The following is a 22,351-nucleotide window of genomic DNA, read 5'->3' as shown; positions in this document are numbered from 1 at the left end:
TTACTGAACTTTCTTGCTTTTTTTATCATATCACAAAAGTTCTATTTTTTTAAGAAAAACTGCTGCAAATATTTTGCTGGTCCATCTTCGCGATTTGACAAAGTTACTTCATTCGCCATAGCTTTTAATTCATCAATTGCATTACCAACGGCAATTCCAACCCCAGCTTGGCGAATTAATTCAAGATCATTATACGAATCACCAAATGAATAAGTCTGACTAATGTCAATCCCAATATGATGTGATAAAAACTGTAATGCACTCCCTTTTGAAATTCCTTTACAAGCAATTTCAAAAACACGATTATTATACTGTGTAATATCTAATTGTGGTAATAATTGTCGTAACTCCTGTATTAACACACCAGCAGCATTATCATCTAATGATTGATGAGTAATAACACTAGCATGGGTAATATCTTCAATAATTTCTTCTGGTTTAGTAATAACCTTATATTTAGTTCGCATTATTTTTGATCAATAATAAGAATTCTCACCATATTCATAAACATAAGTGCTATTATTACTAAAAAAATGGACTTTATACTTTTGATAAGTAAATTGAAAAAGCGTTTTAATTTCAGCAGTGGTAAAAATCATCATTCATAAAAAACTATTTGTTTTAAATGAATATGCACTTGCCCCATTATTTGCTAAAACATAACCATTATATTTATGAACTTTTAGTTTACGAGCTTGGCGAATGGCATCATTTGCTAATCGTCCCGTTGTTACAACAAATGGAATACCTTTTTTTTGCACTGAATTAACGGTTTTCTTTGTTAACTTACTAAAACGATGATTATCTTTTAATAAAGTTCCATCTAAATCTGAAAAAACTGCTTTTTTCATTTGTATCCTTCTTTCTAACCAAAAACTGCATAATCAATTATTTAAGATATATATTAGACATTATTTTATAGTTTTATTAATTATAGTGGAAAAACACTAAAATTAACAAAATTTTTATAAAATAAAAAAACACTTATAAAGTGTTATTTTGTTTCTTTTTATGGTCCGGGTGAAGGGACTTGAACCCCCACGAGTTACCCCGCCAGATCCTAAGTCTGGTGCGTCTGCCAGTTCCGCCACACCCGGGTATTCGGTTTTTAAAAAATGGTCTCCTGTAAAGGACTTGAACCTTTGACCCACTGGTTAAAAGCCAGATGCTCTACCAACTGAGCTAACAGGAGAAAGTCAATGGTGCTGGCTAGAAGAATTGAACTCCCAACCTACTGATTACAAGTCAGTTGCTCTACCAGTTGAGCTAAGCCAGCCTATAATTAAAAAATGGTCGGGTGTAACGGACTTGAACCGCTGACCACCTGCTTGTAAGGCAGGCGCTCTCCCAACTGAGCTAACACCCGAAAATGGTGACCTGTACGGGGTTTGAACCCGTGAATGCATGCGTGAAAGGCATGTGTGTTAACCGCTTCACCAACAGGCCGGTAATATTCGTAAAAATTGTCAAAAAAAATAATGGCGCCTAGTGCAGGACTCGAACCTGCGACCGATCGGTTAACAGCCGAGTGCTCTACCGACTGAGCTAACTAGGCATGGCATACTTTTTAGCCTTATTTATTATATACTAAATATTGAAAAACAAGCAACTATTTTTAGCCATTTTTTTAATTTTTATAAAATCTGATGCGAAACCTTGTTTCGGGCACTTTATTAGATAATAACTTTATGTTGTTAATCCTTCAAGATTATATCAATTAAAATATAAATTTGTTTGATATTTGAATTCATCAAACGTATATTCCAATTTGTCTAATGCCTCTTTTTTATAAATATTTCATAATGATTAAATATAAGAATTATCCTTAGACACCCCTATTTGAGACATGCTAATTTAATTCCTGCATATTTTAACATTATATTATATTGACAGCTCCTAAATTCTGCTCCATTATCACTTTGTATAATTAATCCTTTTAAGATATTTTCAGTTAAATTATGATTAATCGCATTGAAAAATGCAGCTTCAACCTACAACTTTTTTTTGATTATTATTTTTATTAAAAGTATTAGAATCAAATAAATAAAATAACACTAATTACATAAACTATCTTAAGAAAAAAAACTAAAAAATTGTAAAAAAATAAAACAATCATTATAACTTTCTCTTGATTTTATTGTAGCAAGTTCAATTGAAATATAACAAAAATATTATTTTTTTGTTAAGATATACTTATAGATTTAAGAAGATAAGCAAAAAGAAAGTTTAAGATAGTTATCTAAAATGAAAAATAAACAGCAGAAATGATTCATAATTACCCGACCAATTAATTTTCTGGGTATAAAGACAATTTGGAAAGATATTAAAGAATTACCAAAGACTTTTAAAATTCTTTTAATATGTATTGGAATTATTGTGACATTATTATCTTTTTTTGATTTTAATCATTTTATTGATCCTTATAATAATCCCTCTTTTTTTAGTATTGTAAATGTTCTAAACACTCCAAAGCCTTATTTAGGGAATATGCCAAAATGAATCGACGCAACTCTTTATTCTTTAAGTGGGTTAGTTAGTTTTACTGGTATTTTAAATGTTTTTTTAATTAGTTTTGGAAAAATGAGTAACTTTTTCTGAGGTTTAATTAATGTTACAACTTTTGGATTATTTGCATTTGATTTTGGTTATACCGGTGATGCCCAATTAAACTTATTTTTTTATTTACCCTTTCAATTTATTGGATGATACATTTGACAAAAAACATTAGTCTTTGAACAAAATTCTTCTTTAAATATTAGAACCTCAAAATGATGAATTATAACACCAATTGCCCTAAGTGCTTGTGCTGTTTTAACAGTTGCTTGATACTATGAGATTCCTGCTTTTCATTATGCTATTGTTAAAACAGATTATGCTTATTTATATCAACCAGTTCCACATGTTTTTGATAGTATTACTAATAGTATTGCGATTGTTGCGTCAATTCTAATGTTTTTACGATTAAAAGAGCAATGAATTTTGTGATTAATTTCTAATGTTTTACAGTTCTCAATGTTTGCTGGAATAAATAGTATTGGTGCTAATCATCCAATATCAATCAATATTAATATGTTAATTCAAATGAGTTTCTTTACTGTTAATACAGTTATTGGTTTTTTAATTTGAAGTGGTTATTTAAACAAAGAAAAAACAGAATAATAATTCTGTTTTTTTAAATTACTGCTAACAATTCCACTAATAAAACTTTTAAATCAACTGCCATTTTTTGGGTTTGTTTCATAATATAGTCATCATCAACAAAATCAGGATTATCACCAATTGAACAAACGGTTGCTGTTGTTAAACCAGCAACTTTCATGCCACTATGAAATGCCGCGATTGCTTCAGGAACAATACTCATTCCAATCATTTGAGCATATGGTTTATACATCCTTGCTTCACTAGCTGTTTCAAATATTCCCCCTGGATAACCAACATATACTCCTGTTCTTAATTTAATATCATTTTTTTCAGCAACCGTTAATAATAATTGTCGCAACTTATCATCATATAAATTTTGAGGAATTGGTCAGCGAATTCCTAACCGTGGGTTATTTAACCCAATAATGGGATTATCACCAAAAGCATTAATGTGATCTGTGATTGCACATATTTCACCAATTTTAATTGCTTGGGCATTTAAACTAGCTGCCGCATTAGATGCTATCATTATTTGCACATTTAATAACGATAAAGTATAAATTGGAAAAGCAATTTCACTCATACTATAGCCCTCACAATAATGGTGCCGTCCTTGCATAAAAACCACTTTTTTACCATTGTGTTCAGCAAAAACTAAATTGCCAAAGTGATATGGTGCTGTACAAATTGGTCAAAATGGAATATCAGCATATTTAATACTATGATTAATCTTGAATGAATCAGCAAGATGATTATATCCCGAACCAAGCACCATTAAGACTTGATAGTCTTTTCAATCAGTTACTTTTTGTTGCAAAAAATTAACGGCTGCTGTTAAATTTTCATCATAAAGTTTATTATCTAAACGCATATTGTTGGCCTCCTTGTTCTTTCTATTATATTTTAAAATAAAGTTATTATTAATACAATTATTCTTGGATATTATTTTTAATAAAAAAACTCTTTTTTAAAGAGTTTTTTTATAAATTTATCTTTTTCAATTTTACTGTACAAAGGCAAAAGCAATAAAATAGCCAATAAAACAGAGATCTAAAATATAAATTGGAATTGCAACCGTTTTTGCTTTTTTGGTAATTAAACAAATTAAGGCATACGCAATGAAACCAAGTGCTAGACCATTTGTAATTGAAAAGGTAACAATCATTGTAATAATAGTAAAGAAAGCAGTAATCCCAAATTCTGGTTTTGCTCATTCAATATCTTTAATTTGACTAACCATTAATGTTCCAACAAAAATAACCGCCGCACCAGCAATGGCTGGCGTAATTAATTTAAAAATTGGAAATAGCGGGATTGCAACTAAAAACATTGTTCCAGTAATAATTGCTGAAAAACCAGTTCGTGCGCCCTGAGAAACTCCTGTTGTTGATTCAACAAAACTTGTGACAGACGAACACCCTAATGTTCCCCCAACTAAAGTTCCGACTGAATCCGCAATTAAAGCTCGTGGTTTTAATTCATATTCTCGTCCTGTTGCTGCTGAAATTTGTGTTGAAACAGAATATAACGTTCCTGTTGTATCAAAAAAGTCCACAAATAAAAAAACAAAAATTGAAATATACATAATTGGTGATGTTCAAATTTTCAGATTAGTAAATTCCGAAAAAGTTGATTTTAAATTAGTACCAAAACCATTAAAATCGCTATAACTTCACCCTCTTCAGTAGGCAAAATTTGTGCGAATAAAATCACTATCAATCACATTACCAATAATTAGCGAAACACCCAAACCACCTAAAATTGCAATTGCAATTGCACCAGGTATTTTATTAAAGTGCAAAATAAAAATTAAAATTAAGACTCCAAAGCCCATTAAAATCATTGGCCAATTAGTCTTTAAATTTCCTAATGTTGCAACTGGAATTCCACCATTAACAACAATTCCGCCGGGAGTAACAGCATTATCACCAACAAAACCAATATTATGTAAACCAATATAGGCAATAAAAAATCCTATTCCAGCTCCAATTGCTAATTTTAATGAATTTGTAATCGCATTAATAACAATTGTTCGTAATTTTGTTACTGAAATAAGACAGAAAATAATAGCAGAAATCATAACTGCAATTAAAGCTCCTTGATAACCCAAACCATTATTAGCGACATTAAAAGTAAAAACAGCATTTAATCCCATTCCTGGCGCTAAGCCAACTGGCATATTAGCTGATAAACCCATAATTAATGTTGCAATAAAAGATGCAAGAGCTGTTGCAATAAAAATTCCTCCAAAAGCCATATTCTGACTTGGATCTGTTGGATGATTAATATCTGGTGCAGCCGATAACATATTTGGCTGGACTGATAAAATATATAACATTGCTAAAAACGTTGTTAAACCACCAATAATTTCTTTTTTAAAAGTAGTTTTGAAATCATCAAATCGAAAAAAAGTCTCAATCTTTTTTTTAAACATATATCTAACTCTCCATTCAAATTTATTGTAAAAATAAAAAACATTAACCTTGTTTATAAACATAAGTTAACGCAAAAAGAAAGCATTAACCTATAGAGTCTTTATTACAGTGGTAAGACGTAGAAACGCTAGACCATATTACTAGCATATACAGGTGGTGTTTAATATATTTACTCTTTAAATATACCGAATTAAATTATAAAATTCAATCCCTTTAACAAAAACAAATGACATTTTCAGAAAATGGAAAGAAAGCTTTAAAACTAGTGTAAATTTTAAAAGTCTTTAAATCTTTATCTGATAAATATTCTGTTGCCAATGTTATTAAATCTTGTCGATAATGTTCTACTAAATTTGTTCAACAAAACCAACCAAGAATTAAGAAAATAACACCCATAATTGATAAAACCTGAATTGCAATCCCGATTCCATTAATAACATCATTGTCTTTTAAATATTGTGTTAAAACAACTAAGATTGTTGTCCCAATAAATAAAAATAAAGTAATCACTAAAAATCATGATAAAAATTTCAGTCAAAAAAAAGACTTTGATTCTTTTGTTTTTTTATTATAAACATAATAAAAATGAAAAATCATATCATAAATCTTAGTAATACTTTGATCTTTATAGTCACTTTGGCGAATAACTACGGCATTACTTATTTTAGAAAAATTATGTGCTTTAATAACATGTTTTCGTTCCCCAATATTAACATCTTCAAAATCATTATCATCTAACATTTTTCGTAATAATTTTCGTGGTTCTAAATCTGTTTTCCGCTTTTTATATCCAAGTAGAACAAAACTAAATGTTAATCATCCTAAAATAAACAAACCTGTAATTATAATAAAAACAAAGTAAACTAACCCTGTTATTTGTGCTAATCCAAACATTTTTAATCACATTCTCCTCACATATAAATCTTACCTTATCCTTTAATAAAAACAACTTTTAAAATTAATTATTTTACAAGTAAAAAGTATTAAAAATATTTTTAAATATTACTGCGTATAATAACGAAATGATGTTTCAGCAACTTCTTTTAAAATATCATACATTTCATCTTCACTTCACATTTGTTCTCTAAAGTACATAGATACTGGAGAAAAATAATTATAACCTGATGAACCATCTTTTTTAAAAACATAAGTTTTATTTAAGGGATAAAATTCATTCATCATAATATTTTTGAATCAATATAACTATCTTCATGATTAAAATCACAGCCTCAACCAAAACAAACAAAAGGTGTTATACTTTCATGCATCATCATTGTCCTAATGCCAATCAAATTTTTGCCAAGTCTTTCAATTGCATTTCCTTTAGCCTGTTTTGGTTTTCCTTCTTTTTCTAGCTGGTCATTAGTTCCTTGACGTTTTATCTCAGAAACTAGTAACACTCTACAAAATTCTTCATCAGAAGTAGATTTTAATAATAGAATTCCTCCATCAGGTTTAATGCTTCTATCATCAAAAGCATTAAAATATTCTCGTCTTATACACTTATTTTTAATCATTTTATTCATAAAACCAATTGATATAGTTTTAGAATATTCAATATAAAATTCCTTATTTTTTTCATCAATGTTTGAAATGTTTTCAAATCGTTTTACTAAGTACTTAATAACTTTTTGCATTGCATAGTATATTTCTTTATCATCTTTTTTACTATTTAGATTTTTTGGTCTATGTTGATTTTTATTCATTCTTAATTGCTCTGAAGTTGCCACGTTATTTCTCTCCTAAAAAATAATGTGGTTTAAGTGTTTTAATATTAAAAATAAGAATTTCAGAATGAAATAAAACATTATCAAAAACATTTTTTGGTAAAGAAATAATAGAAGATATTTCAGGATAATTTTTATTAATAAAATTCATTCATCGCTTGCTTTCACCTGATTGATTTAATCTAAAACCATATGGTGTAAACATAACAATAGGAATATCTTTTCCAAATAATTCAATAACTTTTCTAAATCAAACTTCAGGTAGTAAGGGTCTACTCCCATAAAATTTTCAAATATATTCTTTTGTTTTTTCATCAATATTAAAAGGTGGATTCATTATTACTAATGATGGAATTTTGTTTTCTAAATCGTTGTTTGTTAATTCTAAATAATTTTTAATAATTGTATTAGAAAAGTTATGATCTTCAATATCAACACCTTTAATTTTTCATCCCGCTTTTTCCCAAGGAATTAATAAGGAACCTTTCCCAACACATGGATCAAAAATATATCCCTCTTTTATATGGGTGCTTAGAATTTTAAATAAAAACTCAGATACATAATTGGGAGTATAAATATTTGACTTTTTTTCATTTTTATAAAAATTATTTCTATCTACTCTATACATAGAACCTCCTTGCTTTTTATTTTTTATTATAATGAAAAAAAAAAAAAAAAAAAAGTAAAAAAAAAAAAAAAAAAGCATTTTATTTAAAAATAACATTTAAAAATGTTATTTTTAGACTCTGCTCCCACTTCTTGTGTAATTAGTTTTCCATTTTCATCAAATGATTTAGCACAAAACCCAACACCATTTAAAACTTCTGGTACACATTTAAAATTATTTTCAATTTCTTGTAGTTTTTGTTGAATTTCAGCTGCAGTTAATTGGTTATTTTCTTGTTCTTTTTTCATAATTTTAATCCCTCGTTACAAATAATTATAACACTTTATCTCATAATAAATAACGAGATAACCCTAATTTAAGAAATTTAATATTTTAACATTACTTTGTAAAATCTTCTTATTAAATAAACTTTTACAAATAAAAATACATAATAAAAACAAAGAAACTCTTTTCTTTGTCTTAACATAAAATGTAATTAATTATTCTAAATAAGCAACTGCCTCAATTTCAACTAAGGCATCTTTTGGCAACCCTGCAACCGCTACGGCTGACCGAGCTGGGAAATCCGCCGTAAAATATGTTTTGTACACTTCATTCATTGCGGCAAAATCATTGATATCTTTTAAGAAAATGTTAACTTTAACAACATTTACCAAACTATAACCAGCTGATTGAATAATTGCTTTCAGATTCTCCAATGACCATTTTGTTTGTTCAGTAATTGTTGTTCCCCCAAAAGTCATTGTTGATGGATCTAACGGTAGTTGCCCTGAAATATATAAAAAGTTCCCCGCTTTAATTGCTTGTGAATATGGGCCAATCGCCTCAGGAGCTAAGCTAGTTGCGATAATTCTTTTACTCATCTTAAATTTTCCTTTCTTCTTTCGTAAAAATTGTTACTAAAATATTAACTAATTTTACCACCATCGCAAATGATGTTCCAATATTAATTCTAAAACACGATGGTGGTGCTTCAACAAAATCATCATCTTTACTAACAATTAGTTTATGTTTTCATAATAGTTCATTGACTTCTTGTGAAGTCATGTTAGTTTCCGCATAATTAATTCAAACCAAATACGACGCTTCTAGTTGCATAATTTTTAAACCAGAAATGCTCGCTAGTTTTTCTTGAACATAATTATAATTTTTTGCAACATAACTTAACATTGTTGTCTTTCACATTACTACTTCTGAATTATTATAAGCAGCAAGATAGGCTGGAATTGTAAAAACATTCGGGGATGTAATTGAACCACGTTGATATTGTTCATCAATTTTAGTTCTTAACATCTCATTATGAGTAATTACATATGATGATTTTAAACCACCAAGATTAAAAGCCTTATTTGGTGAATTACAAACAATTAGATAATTATCTGGCATTGTAAATGATAGTAACGAATGAAATTTAACATTTGGTAAGGCTAAATCTCCGTGTACTTCATCTGATATTATTAAAACACGATATTGCTGACAAATAACAATTATTTTTTGTAATTCTTCTCTTGTTCAAACCCGCCCTCCTGGGTTATGTGGATTACATAAAATAAATAATTTTGGCCGATATTTTTGAATAATTGCTTCAAACATTGCAAAATCAATTTGATAACTTTTATCTACTCATTGTAATTGATTTGTCAAAAGACGACGTTTATTATTAATAATCGCGTGCCCAAAGGGACCATAAACTGGGGTTTGAACTAAAACATAATCATTAATATCTGTTAAGCACTGAACTAACTGATGCAACGCATTAACAGTTCCATGAACTAACTTAATTTTATCAACTGGAACAATAACTTGATGCTGATGAAGATATCAATCACTAATTGTTTGATAAAGTTCATCACTAACATAACTATAACTGTAAACGCCTTTTTTTGCTCGTTCTAAGATAGCATTCATAATTGGTAATGGTGTTATAAAATCTAAATCCGCAATTGATGAATTAATGATATTATCACCAGTCAAATGATAGTTTTTTGCAATGTAAGTTTGGTCTCATTTCCGATCTAAATTTTGACTACGATCAATGATAATATCAAAATTATATTTCATAATGCTCACTTTTACCTTTCTAACTTAGGATTACTTCGTTTTTGTTTTCGATTTAAATATTGTTCTTGTTCACTTGGCGATAATTTATTGAATTTTTTTAAATGCTGTTTCTTAACAGCTGGGACAATTCCTAATGATAAAATATTAGCTGTTCAAGTCTGCACTTTTTGCTCTAAGACTGGTTTTGTCTTAATATATTTTAAACCTAATAATAATGTTGTTGATATTGCACAACCAATTATAGCAAAAATTAACCACAGTAAGATTGCTACACCAATTGAAAGTGCTCCCGTTGTTGATTGCATTCCTGCCATTGTAATAAAGCCCCCACCAGTAATGGTTGAGCCTAAATTAAAGGCAGCACATAAGCCTCCCGAAACAGCTCCTCCTAGCATAAACGAAGGAATAACACGGAATGGATCTGATAAGGCAAAGGGAATCGCCCCTTCTGTGATTCCTAATGATGATAAAATCCACGCCATTTTTCCTGCTTCTTTTTCATACTGATTTGAAAAACGACGACCAATAAAAGTTACTAACGCTGTTGTCCACCCTGTGCCAATTCCGGCTGCTCAAAAACAAGCATATGGTACTAATAACGTTGGATTAGTTAATTGTCCACCAGTAAAGGCCTGTGAAAACGAGGCAAATGAGAAAGCTCATGCCACTTTATTAAACGGTCCTCCCAAATCAAAAACACACATCATTCCAATAATGATTCCTAATAAGGCTGCTAAATTAGATGTTTGGAGCGTTGTTAATCCACTAAAAATAACATTAATTAATAAAGCTAACGGTTGACCAATGACAAATAAAATTACACACATACTAATTAATGATCCTAACACCGGATAAACAAATCATGTTAAGACGCCTTGCATTTTTTGACTAACTAAATATTTTTTAAATAGTTTCATCATATATCCAACCAGAATCCCTGTAATCAAGCCCCCTAAGAACCCCAGGCCATCAACAATCACTGTCCCATCAGCAGCTGTTTTTGTGACATAAACACACGCTAATCCACCAAGAAAACCGGGGGTTAATCCTGGTTTATCAGCCATCGCATAAGCAATATAAGCCGCTAAAACTGGTGCTAACAAAATACTTAAACTTTTCCCAGCAACATTACTTAAAGTGTTTAACCAATTAGCATGTTGCGTAATATAATCAGCTCCTGCAATTTGAATAATAATTGTAATTAAAGCTTGAATTGCTGTTCCCGCCACAATAACAGGAACAGCATAAGAAATTCCAGTTAAAACAGCATTTTTTAAACTAACAGCTCCCGCTTTAAAATGTAATTTAAACCACCCTTTTTCCTTTTTAATTTTAACTTGTTTTGTTGTAGGAATTTGTTGATTTGAAAGCTGACGCATAATTTGCAATGCTTTTTTAAAAACACCATCAACATCATGCAATGGTTCACTAACTGCTACTTTTAAAATTGGAATACCAACAAATCGTTCTTGTTCACCAATAACAACAGCAGCAGCAATAATTAAGACATTCGCATTTTGAATATCTTCTGCAGTTAATTTATCTTCAAAACCATTTGCCCCTTGTTTTTCAACTTTAACAGCATAACCCAAGCGTTTTGCTTCATCTTCAATCTTTTTCGCTGCCATATAAGTATGTGCAACTCCCGCTGGACAAGCTGTGATGCCTAAAACATACCCCTTATAATTTTCAGTAGTTGATGCTGCTACCTCATCTTCTGCTTGTAATAATGCTAGAATTTTTGCTTTATCGGTTTCTGTTTTTAACATCTTACGAAGATCAGGATTTAATAATTTCTTAGCAACATTACTTAATACTTCCAAATGAATATCATTTTGCTTATTTGTTGGAATAATTAAAGCAATCGCAACTTGAACAGCACTATTATCAAATGTTGGTCATTGTAACCCCGTCTGATATCGGACAAAAATAACAGCTGGTTTTTTAATATCTTTAATTCGTGCATGCGGAATCGCAAACCCATCTTCTAAACCCGTTGATGTTTCATTTTCACGTGCTCATAATGCTTTTATTAATTTTTCAATATTATCAATACAGCCTGCCTTATAGGCAACGGTTGCTAATTCTTGAAAAGCTTCATCTTGTGTTGTTGCTGATGAATCTAAAATAATTTGTTCAATTGCAAAAAGATTATCCTTATTTTTATTACTCATTTTAACCTCCTTATTTTAATAATATCTTGTTGCCCTTTCTTTAATTAAAACAAAAAAAGCAGTAGAAACAATAAAAAAACTATATTTTGAAATATAGTTCTGAAAAATGAAATGAATTTTATTAAAAATACTTGCGAATAATTTTTGCATATAAATAATCTAAGAATTGCATTACCGTTTGCGAACGAATTGAAAAAACATCTCAGATTTCATTTTCACGAGAATTGATAACAAAGTAGTCTGTTAAATGGTTTGTTAAAGCTGTTTTTTTACCAATAATCCCAAAGGAATATACATCAGAATTAACTTGTTTAGCAATTGAAGCAATAAAATTTGATTGTCCACTCAAAGTTATGTAAAAAACCATATCATCAACCGTAATCATTGGTAAATAAGACTCAATTGAGTTTAAATCATTTTGATGAATAACATTTTTATTAATTCATCGTAACCGTTGCACAAAATTACGAGAAACATTATATGCTAAGTTAAAAGCAAAAATAAAGACAGTTTTCGCAGTCGTAATTTTTTCAATTAACATTGTTAAATCATTTTGAAAAAAAGTAGTATGCATCAATTGAGCTGATTCAATTTTAATTTTTAAGTACTCGTTAAAAAAAGCCATTTCATCTTGAATTAATTGCTTATTAGCATTAAATTGTTGAACATCTAATGACACATGCTCTAATAAATACTTGACCTTAAACTTTAATTCATTAATTCCTTCCAACCCAAGTTTTTGACAAAAGCGAATAATCCCTGCCGGCGAAGTAAAACAATTACTAGCTAACTCACTTGTTGTTAAGTTATTAATTATAGCAAGATTTGTTAAAATATAGCGCGCAATTGTTTGATTTGTTAAGTTCTTTTCATCAACCGCTAACATTTGTAATTGTTTTAATAAAGCAGTATCCATCTTCAATCCTCCTTAGAATTATTAGGACCAACATCCAACATAACGGGCAATTGTTTACGATCAGTTCATTGTTTTTAAAATTGGATAACGGCGATTCATAAAGCGTTTATTTAACACAAAAGCAACAATAAACATTACTAATAAACCTAAGAAACTAATTAAGTAATCACCAACATTAACTGTTCCTGACACATAAGATAACATATTAAAGACAATTTGATAGCGAATTAAATTAATAACCATCGCCCCAATTGGAATTGAAATGACTCAACTAATTAAAATAATTGGCAAATAAATTAAAAACATTCTGTTAAAAATTCAAAAATCAGAGTAGCCTAACGCTTTAAAACTATTTAAAACTTTTAAATTATCTTTTAAAATGATATTAGTAATAATAAAGATTTGGAAAATACAAGCCACAATTGAGGCCACAAGAATTAATAAATAAATAAAGAATAAAATAATTTGCAAATTAATCGTTTGTTGTAACAATATTTTTAAATTTTGTGTTCCATTATAAATTGGCGAAGGTTGATATTGAGAAGGGTCAGGTAAAATATTATAATTATTGTTCTTCTCATAAACACCAATATAATGATATGTTTCATTTTGTGTTAAGGATGAGTATAATGTTGCTAACCGTTTTGGGGTTAAAGCCTGATTATTATACCGATTAATTAAAAACATATTTTTCATCCCATTATCAAACTGATCAACAACAACATAAAAAGTAACATTGTTATCATTAAAATTACTTGCTAAAATATCGCCAATATTAACACCCCGTAAAAATTGATAGGCCTTATTTATAATAATTGGATATAGTTGCACCTGATAGTTAGTTGGATCTCAACTTGGATCCTTACTATGGAATCAATTTTCACTTTGGATTAGTTTTTTCATCTCATTCACTTGCAAAATCGCATAGTTAACTTTAGCACTAAAACTGTTTGTTTGTGCAGCACGTAATAAACTATTATCATCACTATTTTGATCAAAACTAGTTATTTTATTAAAGAATCAAGCAATATCTGTCTTATTTTCAACATTTGGATAAAATAAAGTAGTATTATTTTTATAATCATAAAACTCAATTGCATTCCCCGTTAAGGATTTCAAATTTTGCCCACTAATAAAATTACGATAGAAAGTTGGAATTGATAAATCAATTGTTGACCCACTATTTGCCGCTTGATAATTAGTTAAGAATTGTTCTAAATTATGATAGTTAATTGCTTCTTGGGCATAAAGACTTTGGGTATCTGCAAAAATTTCTGATTGAGATGGTCCATAAATAATTGGTTGATAACCTAATGTAATAATTCCATCTTCATGACTTAACTCATTAATAAAATATTCATAAACTGACCCTTGAATAAAACTTGTAATTTGATCATAATATTTGGTGTTTTTACAATTTTGTAAATATCACTCATAAGAATTAGCTTTAAACCATAAGTGTTTTAGCGAAGGAATAATACTACTATTACCAACAAATGGCCCACACACTGGTTGTGAGGTCCCAATATCAGGATATTTTTTTAAAACCATTTCTTCGGTAAAAATTCTTTGCTGTGGGTTTAATAACAGATAGCCTGAAACATTAGGGTCTTTAACTGCCGCTGGGCTTTCATACACTAAGTAATCATATGGTGGGGTTTGATTAGCACTATAATTATAGTTCGTATCATAACGATAAACATATTTTCAATTTGTATTAGCTTTTAAATTAAGATTGATCTGACTAAAATTAATAATAGTTGTTAAACCAGTAAACAACATTGCCCCGGTTAAAGTTGTTACCACAATTGTTAATAATAATTTTCATTTAGCATCTAAGGCAAACTTAAGACTGATCTTATATTTAAAATTTAAATGCAAGAAATTTATTTTTGGAATGTGGGTTTTTAGTACTTTTGGCTTTAACAAGACTAAGGTTGGTCGTGATACTTCAATGATAATAAATAAAAAGGCATAAGCACAAACAACTAGCGTTGGTAACAAATATGTCCCCATAATTAACCACCACGGTGGAATCGAAATATAAGTTGTAAATTCTAAAAAGCCTTTGTAAGTAATATTTAAAATAAAGGCAAAAACCCAACTAGTTACTAACGATAACGTAGCAATCACAAACATTAATAGTAGAAAACAAGATAACAGTAAAAAAGCAACAGTTCCTGTTCCATAACCTTGGGCTTTTAAATTTCCAATAATTCCTCGGTTAACAAATAACAATTTATTAACAATCATACTGATCATAATAAATGATGAAATTACTAATAATAATGAAATTGCGACTAAAATTGATCAAATAATTTCCTCTTTATTCGAAATCAATTCTTTCATATGATTTAATGGACTATAAGCTCTACTTGAATATGAAAAATTAGCATTATCATAAACATTAGCCATATCACTTCAACTATTCTTTGTTGTTAAAAGATTATTATTTCATTGGTCTTTTGCCAACGCAGCATTAATTGTAACACCACTACTCATAATGCGGGCCGCTGCTTTCATATTCTGTTGTAAGTGATCATACTCATCTCCACGAATTCATAAATATGGATTATAAGTAAACGATGAATCATTGGAAGCACTATTAACATAAGCATTAGTCGCAAACCCAACAACGCGGTATTTAAACCCATAAATTGTAAAAAGATCACCAATGTTAATTTTATTATGCGAAGCATAAGAATTATTAACAATAATTGGTGGATAGTCACTTGTGGCATTATAATCTAAAAAAGTTTGATAACTACCCTTAACCATAATTGGGGTTGTTCAATAATACGGGCGATCACTTTGAATATAAAAATTCTCTGCTTTAAAAATATCATAAACCTGCATTGTTTCATTCATGATTGCACGATCAGCAACTGAACCTATAATAACTGAATTTAATAACCGTAACTCTAACTGGTAAATGCGAGCTTGGTTTTGTGCAAAATCTTGATAAGCACTCTTAAAAACATTAGTATCAGTTACTAACTTCTGATTATCTGGTGAACTAACAAATGGAATTAAACCATTGGGATTTTTTAAATATCCCAGTAGTTCAATATAATCGGATTGATTTAAAAAATAATCACTCTGCGGTAAAATATTACTCGTAAAATTTAAAACAACATCTCCTGTTGTTTTTAGTTGCTCAACAAAATAAGGATTCGAACTATTCGAAGCAAGTCATTTTCCAGTATATTGCGGATTTTTTGTTGAATCTAAATAAATTTGATAACTATCATTTGGTCCTTTTTGTAACAAAAAATAAGAACTTTCTGCTTTAGTAAGATCAATCGTTTGATTAGGATTAATATAGTTAATGTTACTTAACCCATATGATAAATTTTTGTTATTAGAAGCAATTTTCAATTGTTCACTAAATCGAAAAGAAATATTGGTATTATACAAGTTTTTTCCAATTACAGCTAATTGACTAGTGCTTAAATCATTTGACATAATCATTCCCCCAAAAAGAGTAATAACAACACCTAACATTAAAAACAACCCCAAAACCTGTAAACTATTTTTGGTAAAACTTAATCAAAAATTTTTGAACAAATGTCTTATCATTAGTTTTCATCTCCATATAATTAATCATAATGCATTATTATTTATTTTTCAAAGTTATATTTTGGATTTTTTGCTAATTTTTGTAAAGCGTCTCGTGCCGCTAATTGTTCTGCCTCCTTGTGGGTATAACCATGGCCCTCGCCATAACGAATTCCATCAATTTCCGCTATCATAGTATACAATACACGATTGCCTTCTAATGGTGGTGATTCTTTTACCAACTTATATTCTAATGTGCGGACATCACCAGCTTGTAAAAACTCTTGTAACTCCGTTTTGTAATCACGAATTTGATCAAAAAAACCGGGGTTTGAAACCATTTTAATTAAAGTTTGATCAATAAATGTCCGAACTGTTTCTTCTCCTAAGTCAAGGTACAACGCCGCTAGCATTGATTCGTAAATATCTGCTAAAATACGATTTTTTTCATAGCCTTTTGTTTTAATCTCACCTTTTCCTAACAATAAAAAAGGAGCCCAATTCATTTGCCGTACTAATTCTGCTAGGGTCCCTTCCCGAACCACTTTGCTCCGTAAATTAGTAATTTCTCCCTCATTCTTGTCAGGAAAAGTTAAAAATAAATATAATGAAATCTCTTTTGCAAGAATAGCATCACCTAAGAATTCCATTCGTTGATAAGTATAATTTAAATTATTTTCATTAGCATAAGAATTATGCGTTAAAGCCTCTAAATAATATTTTTGCTCTTGCAACAAAATATTATATTGTTTAAAAAACTTTTTTAATTCAGCAAATAATTGGTCAGGTTGTTTGTTTATAAACTGCATCGTAAAATTAATCCTCCTTTAACAATTTTACTGTCATTTTTTGGACAAAGTCATTAACAATTGCAGTACGTGCCATTTCTAATGTACTAATTCATGATTTCTCATCGCTACTACCATGTGTTTTAATGGCAATTGCCTTTAACCCTAGAACTAAAGCGGAAGCATTATTTCGATAATCAAATGTTTCTCGAACTCCCCGAAACGCTTTACGAAGAGATAACGCTTTTAATTTGCGATAAATATTTTTAGTTAATTCATGTTTAATAACTCCCATTAAGTTTTTTGCCATTCCTTCTAAGGTTTTTAAAGTAATGTTCCCAGTAAAACCATCGGTTACAATAATATCAACAAGATTACTTGTAATATCTCGTGGTTCAACATTTCCTTTAAAATTAACTTTATTGTTTGTAGATAATAATTTATAAGCTTCCTTATGATAGTCTTTTCCTTTTGACGCCTCTTCGCCAATATTTAAGATAGCAACCGTTGGGGTAGGATTGTTCATAATTGCTTGGGCATAGATACTAGCCATAATTGCAAAATTAACAAGATCTTGGGCATCATTTTCTAAATTAGCACCAACATCTAACATTAAAACTGATTTTTCTTTTTTAATAGTTGGAATAAAGGGCATAAAAGCTGGGCGAGAAATACCAGGAATTTCCCCAACAATAAAATGACACGCCGCTAAAAAAGCTGCTGTTGAACCACCAGAAAGAAACGCATTTGCTTTTTGGTCACGTAATAATTCGGCGGCACGAACCATTGAACTATTTGGTTTACGTCGAACCTCCATTAACCCTTCCGTCATCAGAATAACTTCTGTTGTTGCAACAATTTCATACCTTGTTGAATCTAATTTTGCTTTAACAGCAGCAGACTGAATTTCACTTTCATTTCCGACTAACATAAATGTAACATCTTGATATTTTTTCATAAAAACTTTTAACGCATCAATAATTGGATTAATTCCTAAATCGGTTCCCATCATATCAATCGCAATTTTACTCATAATTAAATCTCCTAACTTACTTTTAATTATAACAAATAATTAAATAGTTTTTTTCTGAAAAGATTGGGGATAATTTATAATTATTTTTTTGATAAAACTTCAATTAATTGTAACTTAATCTTTCCTTTACTATCAACTTCTAAAACCTTAACTTTAACAATATCATTCAATTGCATAATATCTTCTGTTTTTTCAACCCGTTTCTCCGCTAATTTTGAAATATGAATTAAACCATCAACATTTTCTTTTAAATTAACAAAAGCACCAAATTTTTCAATTTTAACAACCGGTCCTGTTATTTCAACCCCAATTTCAACAGGCATTGCAATCGCTTTAATTAATTCATAAGCCTTTTCAATCGCAGGATAATCCTTATGATAAATTGTCACTTGCCCATCATCTTCAATATCAATCTTCACATCATCAGCTTTTTCAATAATAGCTGTAATCATCTTACCACCAGGACCAATCACTTCGCGAATTTTATCAACTGGAATCATAAATGTTTTCATCTTTGGCGCTGTTGGCGCTAATTCTGCTCGTGGAACTGCAATTGTTGCTAAAACATTATCAAGAATTTGTAGTCGCGCTTTTTTGGCTGCTAATAATGCTTCTTGTAAAATTGCTTCACTAATTCCAGCAATTTTAATATCCATTTGTAAAGCACAAATTCCTTGTGCTGTTCCAGCCACTTTAAAATCCATATCGCCAAGATGATCTTCCATCCCTTGAATATCAGTTAAAATGGTATAATTATCATTTTCTTTGACCAGACCCATTGCAATCCCAACCACCGGTGCGGTAATGGGAACTCCAGCAGCCATTAAAGCCAAAGTTGCCGCGCAAATTGAGGCCTGCGAAGTACTTCCATTCGACTCTAATACTTCTGACACAATTCGGATCGTATATGGAAAGACCTTTTCACTAGGAATAATTTGTAACAATGCTTTTTCTCCTAAGGCACCATGCCCAATTTCACGCCGTGATGGCGGTCCCATTCGCCCTGTTTCACCAACAGAAAAAGGCGGAAAATTATAATGATGCATAAATCGTTTCCCATCTTCATCAGTAATACCATCAATAATTTGGTTTTCCCCTAAGGCACCTAAAGTCACAACAGATAAGACTTGTGTTTCTCCTCGGGCAAATAAGGCACTGCCATGGACAACTGGTAATATATCAATTTCACTCGTTAAAGGGCGAATTTCATCAAGTTGCCGACCATCTAACCGTGTTTTATCAATTAAAATTTGCCGACGAACTTCCTGACGAACAACATCATGCAACGCTGTTTTTAATTCCAAGACAATTCGTTGCTGTTCTTTTTCGGTCACATTATTATCAATAGGATAATGTTCCACGGCCTGTTCAATTAGAACTTGAATTGTTTCATACCGAACAACTTTTTCCTTAATTTGCGCAGCAGCAATTAACTTAGCTGCATAATCCTTCTTAACATAATCAGTAATTTCTGCACGAACAGTAAATAATGTTACTGCCATTTTGGATTGGCCAATTTCGGCAATGATTTTTTGTTGAAAAGCCACTAACTCAGTAATAACTTTATGCCCCATTAAAATAGCTTCTAACATTGTTGTTTCAGAAACTTCTTTTGCCCCCGCTTCAACCATATTAATTGCCTCAGCAGTTCCCGCCACAATTAATTCCATTTGCCCATTGCTTAATTGCTCTAAGGTTGGATCAACAATAATATTTTGTGCTTGATCAACGGTTAATAATGCGCCCGCCACTGGTCCCGCAAACGGAATTTTGGAAATACCAAGGGCTAATGATGCTCCAAATAAACTAGCAATTCGAACATCACTATCATTATCAACAGCTAAAACATTAATAATAATTTGCACTTCGTTGCGAAAATTTTCTGAAAATAAGGGACGTAAAACCCGATCAATCACCCGCGCTGATAAAGTTCCATATTCTGATGGCTTTCCTTCTCGTTTTAAAAATCCCCCCGGAATTTTTCCAACCGAATATAACTTTTCTTGAAAAACAACTGTTAATGGAAAAAAATCAGTTTCACTAACTTTATTACTAACTGTTGCTGTTACTAAGACCACCGTTTCACCATAACGGACTAACACCGCGCCACTGGCTTGTTTTGCTAATTGCCCATGTTCGACAATCAATTGCCGATTATTAATTATTTTTTTAAAAACTTGTTTTGCCATCAAAACTCTTAATTCCTCTCTGTTATTATAAACCTTTTTAATTTTATCACACATTATTTTGATATTTACGATATGATATAAATATAGCGAAAAAGTTGAGGAACCTAATATGAAACAGCAATCAGTCTATATTGATAATCCAACCTTTGAAACATTAAAAGATCAAGCCTACTTGTTAGATGTCCGAACTAATGTTGAATTTAAAACTTTGCATCAAATGCCAAATTCAACAAATGTTTATATCTTTGATTTATTACAAAACCCCGCTTATTATTTACCAGATAAAGACCAGTTAATTATTACCTTGTGCAATGGTGGTAATCGTAGTAGTGAAGCAGCATTAGAATTACGAGAACTTGGTTATTCTAATGTGTATGTTTTATCAACTGGCATTTATGGTTATTATCGTTGAAAAGAGCACGAAAATAAAAAATAACAAGCATTAAAATCTTGTGTGAAGATTTCTTTTTACCATATAAAAAAGCACCCCCTAGCAGAGATTGGCAAAGTCTTTATCACTTTCCTTCCTTTTTAGAGTGCTCTTTTTTAGTTATTATAAATTTTCATAGAAATTATCGGTAATTTGAAATGAACTAATATCTTTTAATTCCTGTATTTTGGCTTTTTCTTCTGCCGATAATTTAGTAGGGATTGTAACGATAACATTGACAATTAAATCACCCCGTTTATTGGATGTTGGGCTTTTAAAAAATCCATGGTTTGGAATACTAAAAACACTGTTTGTTTTTGTGTTTGCTGGTAATTTCAAATGAACATCACCATCAAAAGTTGGCACTTTAATTTCAGCTCCCAATAAGGCATCTAAATAAGAAACTGGTAAATCTAAATGCAAATTATCATTAATTCGTTTAAAGTATTTATTTGGTTTAACTGAAATTTCTAAATAAATATCTCCCCGCGGGCCATTATTTAAACCATAATTGCCCTTTTCACGAATCCGTAATTGTTGGTTCTCATAAATTGATTTTGGCAATTCAATTTCAACGATTTCTTTGCCACGATAATGGCCTTGACCCTTACATTTTGGACATTTACTTGTGATAACTTTTCCACGCCCCTTACAATCAGGACAAGGTTGTTGTGATTGAATTATGCCAAATAAACTACGTTGTTCAATGTTAACATATCCATATCCATCACAAGTTGTACAAGTATGAATATCTTTTTTGGGATCTTTTGCCCCTGTTCCATCACACGCTTCACAAGTCTTATCAACATTCAAATCAAGTTTCACTGTTTTTCCAAACATTTGTTCTTTTAAAGTAACTGTAACATGTGCGGCAACATTTTCTCCTTTAATTGGTTGGTTACTAAAACCACGCCGTTTTTTAGCGCTACCACCAAAAAAGTTTTCAAAAATATCACCAAAACCACCAGAAAAAATATCTTCAAAACCACCATTACTACTAAAACCTTGACTAAAGCCACCAAAACCACCAAAACCATTTGGATCATTTGCAGCATGACCAAACTGATCATAGTTTTGACGTTTATTAGGATCAGATAATACTTCGTAAGCTTCATTAATTTCTTTGAATTTCGCCTCAGCATCCTTTTCTTTTGAAACATCTGGGTGGTATTTTTTCGCTAGTTGGCGAAATGCACGCTTAATTTCATCATCAGTTGCATCTCGCTTGACACCTAATACATCATAATAGTCTCGTTTCCCCATTTTACCAT

At 30.4% G+C, this 22,351-nt stretch carries 19 protein-coding genes, 6 tRNA genes and 1 riboswitch; of the genes, 2 read left to right on the top strand and 23 right to left on the bottom strand.

Annotated features, from left to right (window positions below; all coding sequences use genetic code 4):
* Positions 1-41: 41 nt before the first annotated feature.
* The 7 genes from E7Y35_RS05800 to E7Y35_RS05770 form a co-directional block, all read right to left on the bottom strand.
* Entirely contained in the window at positions 42-851 is an 810-nt protein-coding gene (locus E7Y35_RS05800; RefSeq protein WP_283272043.1) for a Cof-type HAD-IIB family hydrolase, read from the bottom strand.
* Between the two features lie 161 nt (positions 852-1,012).
* A tRNA-Leu gene (locus E7Y35_RS05795) sits at positions 1,013-1,097 on the bottom strand.
* A gap of 19 nt (positions 1,098-1,116) precedes the next feature.
* Positions 1,117-1,192: transfer RNA gene (locus E7Y35_RS05790), tRNA-Lys, on the bottom strand.
* A gap of 8 nt (positions 1,193-1,200) precedes the next feature.
* Positions 1,201-1,276: transfer RNA gene (locus tag E7Y35_RS05785), tRNA-Thr, on the bottom strand.
* 14 nt (positions 1,277-1,290) lie between these two features.
* A tRNA-Val gene (locus tag E7Y35_RS05780) sits at positions 1,291-1,366 on the bottom strand.
* A gap of 4 nt (positions 1,367-1,370) precedes the next feature.
* Positions 1,371-1,446, bottom strand: a tRNA-Glu gene (locus E7Y35_RS05775).
* A gap of 33 nt (positions 1,447-1,479) precedes the next feature.
* Positions 1,480-1,555, bottom strand: a tRNA-Asn gene (locus E7Y35_RS05770).
* A 689-nt stretch (positions 1,556-2,244) separates the two neighbouring features.
* On the opposite strand from E7Y35_RS05770, the gene pnuC reads away from it, so the two are divergent.
* Positions 2,245-3,159 carry a nicotinamide riboside transporter PnuC gene (gene pnuC, locus E7Y35_RS05765; RefSeq protein WP_283272042.1) on the top strand — a complete coding sequence of 305 codons (915 nt, stop codon included), beginning with the start codon at positions 2,245-2,247 and terminating at the stop codon, positions 3,157-3,159.
* 13 nt (positions 3,160-3,172) lie between these two features.
* Here pnuC and E7Y35_RS05760 read toward each other — a convergent pair whose 3' ends face one another.
* From E7Y35_RS05760 to E7Y35_RS05690, 15 genes are all read right to left on the bottom strand, one after another.
* Complete coding sequence (locus E7Y35_RS05760; protein WP_283272041.1) at positions 3,173-4,012, bottom strand: purine-nucleoside phosphorylase; 840 nt, start codon at positions 4,010-4,012, stop codon at positions 3,173-3,175.
* A 132-nt stretch (positions 4,013-4,144) separates the two neighbouring features.
* Positions 4,145-5,575, bottom strand: a complete 1,431-nt coding sequence (locus E7Y35_RS05755; protein ID WP_283272040.1) for an NCS2 family permease — start codon at positions 5,573-5,575, stop codon at positions 4,145-4,147.
* Between the two features lie 73 nt (positions 5,576-5,648).
* A riboswitch (purine riboswitch) is annotated at positions 5,649-5,749 on the bottom strand.
* A gap of 40 nt (positions 5,750-5,789) precedes the next feature.
* Positions 5,790-6,482, bottom strand: a complete 693-nt coding sequence (locus tag E7Y35_RS05750; RefSeq protein WP_283272039.1) for a hypothetical protein — start codon at positions 6,480-6,482, stop codon at positions 5,790-5,792.
* A 96-nt stretch (positions 6,483-6,578) separates the two neighbouring features.
* On the bottom strand, positions 6,579-6,755 hold the full coding sequence (locus E7Y35_RS05745; RefSeq protein WP_283272038.1) for a hypothetical protein: 177 nt from the start codon (positions 6,753-6,755) through the stop codon (positions 6,579-6,581).
* Positions 6,734-7,306, bottom strand: coding sequence for an EcoRI family type II restriction endonuclease (locus E7Y35_RS05740; RefSeq protein ID WP_283272037.1), 573 nt, complete (start codon positions 7,304-7,306; stop codon positions 6,734-6,736). Before E7Y35_RS05740 ends, E7Y35_RS05745 begins: the two co-directional genes overlap by 22 nt.
* A gap of 1 nt (position 7,307) precedes the next feature.
* Positions 7,308-7,931, bottom strand: coding sequence for an N-6 DNA methylase (locus tag E7Y35_RS05735; protein ID WP_283272036.1), 624 nt, complete (start codon positions 7,929-7,931; stop codon positions 7,308-7,310).
* An 83-nt stretch (positions 7,932-8,014) separates the two neighbouring features.
* Complete coding sequence (locus tag E7Y35_RS05730; RefSeq protein WP_283272035.1) at positions 8,015-8,218, bottom strand: hypothetical protein; 204 nt, start codon at positions 8,216-8,218, stop codon at positions 8,015-8,017.
* Positions 8,219-8,410: 192 nt separating this feature from the next.
* On the bottom strand, positions 8,411-8,794 hold the full coding sequence (locus E7Y35_RS05725) for a RidA family protein (RefSeq protein ID WP_283272034.1): 384 nt from the start codon (positions 8,792-8,794) through the stop codon (positions 8,411-8,413).
* A 1-nt stretch (position 8,795) separates the two neighbouring features.
* Positions 8,796-9,992 carry a MalY/PatB family protein gene (locus E7Y35_RS05720; RefSeq protein ID WP_283272033.1) on the bottom strand — a complete coding sequence of 399 codons (1,197 nt, stop codon included), beginning with the start codon at positions 9,990-9,992 and terminating at the stop codon, positions 8,796-8,798.
* A gap of 11 nt (positions 9,993-10,003) precedes the next feature.
* The gene (locus E7Y35_RS05715; RefSeq protein WP_283272032.1) at positions 10,004-12,166 is read right to left on the bottom strand and encodes a fructose-specific PTS transporter subunit EIIC; all 2,163 of its coding nucleotides are present in this window, start codon (positions 12,164-12,166) and stop codon (positions 10,004-10,006) included.
* A gap of 121 nt (positions 12,167-12,287) precedes the next feature.
* Entirely contained in the window at positions 12,288-13,082 is a 795-nt protein-coding gene (locus E7Y35_RS05710; RefSeq protein ID WP_283272031.1) for a MurR/RpiR family transcriptional regulator, read from the bottom strand.
* Positions 13,083-13,136: 54 nt separating this feature from the next.
* Positions 13,137-16,586: an ABC transporter permease family protein gene (locus E7Y35_RS05705; protein WP_283272030.1), complete on the bottom strand. Its 3,450-nt coding sequence runs from the start codon at positions 16,584-16,586 to the stop codon at positions 13,137-13,139.
* Positions 16,587-16,702: 116 nt separating this feature from the next.
* A complete protein-coding gene (gene rnc, locus E7Y35_RS05700; protein ID WP_283272029.1) occupies positions 16,703-17,449 on the bottom strand; it encodes a ribonuclease III in 747 nt (248 codons plus the stop codon).
* A gap of 7 nt (positions 17,450-17,456) precedes the next feature.
* Entirely contained in the window at positions 17,457-18,461 is a 1,005-nt protein-coding gene (gene plsX, locus E7Y35_RS05695; RefSeq protein ID WP_283272028.1) for a phosphate acyltransferase PlsX, read from the bottom strand.
* 80 nt (positions 18,462-18,541) lie between these two features.
* A complete protein-coding gene (locus E7Y35_RS05690) occupies positions 18,542-20,650 on the bottom strand; it encodes a polyribonucleotide nucleotidyltransferase (protein ID WP_283272027.1) in 2,109 nt (702 codons plus the stop codon).
* Positions 20,651-20,759: 109 nt separating this feature from the next.
* Between E7Y35_RS05690 and E7Y35_RS05685 the strand changes: the two genes are divergently transcribed.
* Positions 20,760-21,086 carry a rhodanese-like domain-containing protein gene (locus tag E7Y35_RS05685; RefSeq protein ID WP_283272026.1) on the top strand — a complete coding sequence of 109 codons (327 nt, stop codon included), beginning with the start codon at positions 20,760-20,762 and terminating at the stop codon, positions 21,084-21,086.
* A gap of 117 nt (positions 21,087-21,203) precedes the next feature.
* Here the strand turns inward: E7Y35_RS05685 and dnaJ are convergent, their stop codons facing one another.
* The gene (gene dnaJ, locus E7Y35_RS05680) at positions 21,204-22,343 is read right to left on the bottom strand and encodes a molecular chaperone DnaJ (RefSeq protein WP_283272025.1); all 1,140 of its coding nucleotides are present in this window, start codon (positions 22,341-22,343) and stop codon (positions 21,204-21,206) included.
* Positions 22,344-22,351 lie beyond the last annotated feature (8 nt).

The organism is Spiroplasma sp. SV19, assembly GCF_030060925.1.
GTDB lineage: Bacteria > Bacillota_I > Bacilli_A > Mycoplasmatales > Mycoplasmataceae > Spiroplasma.
This window is presented reverse-complemented; position numbering and strand designations above follow the sequence as displayed.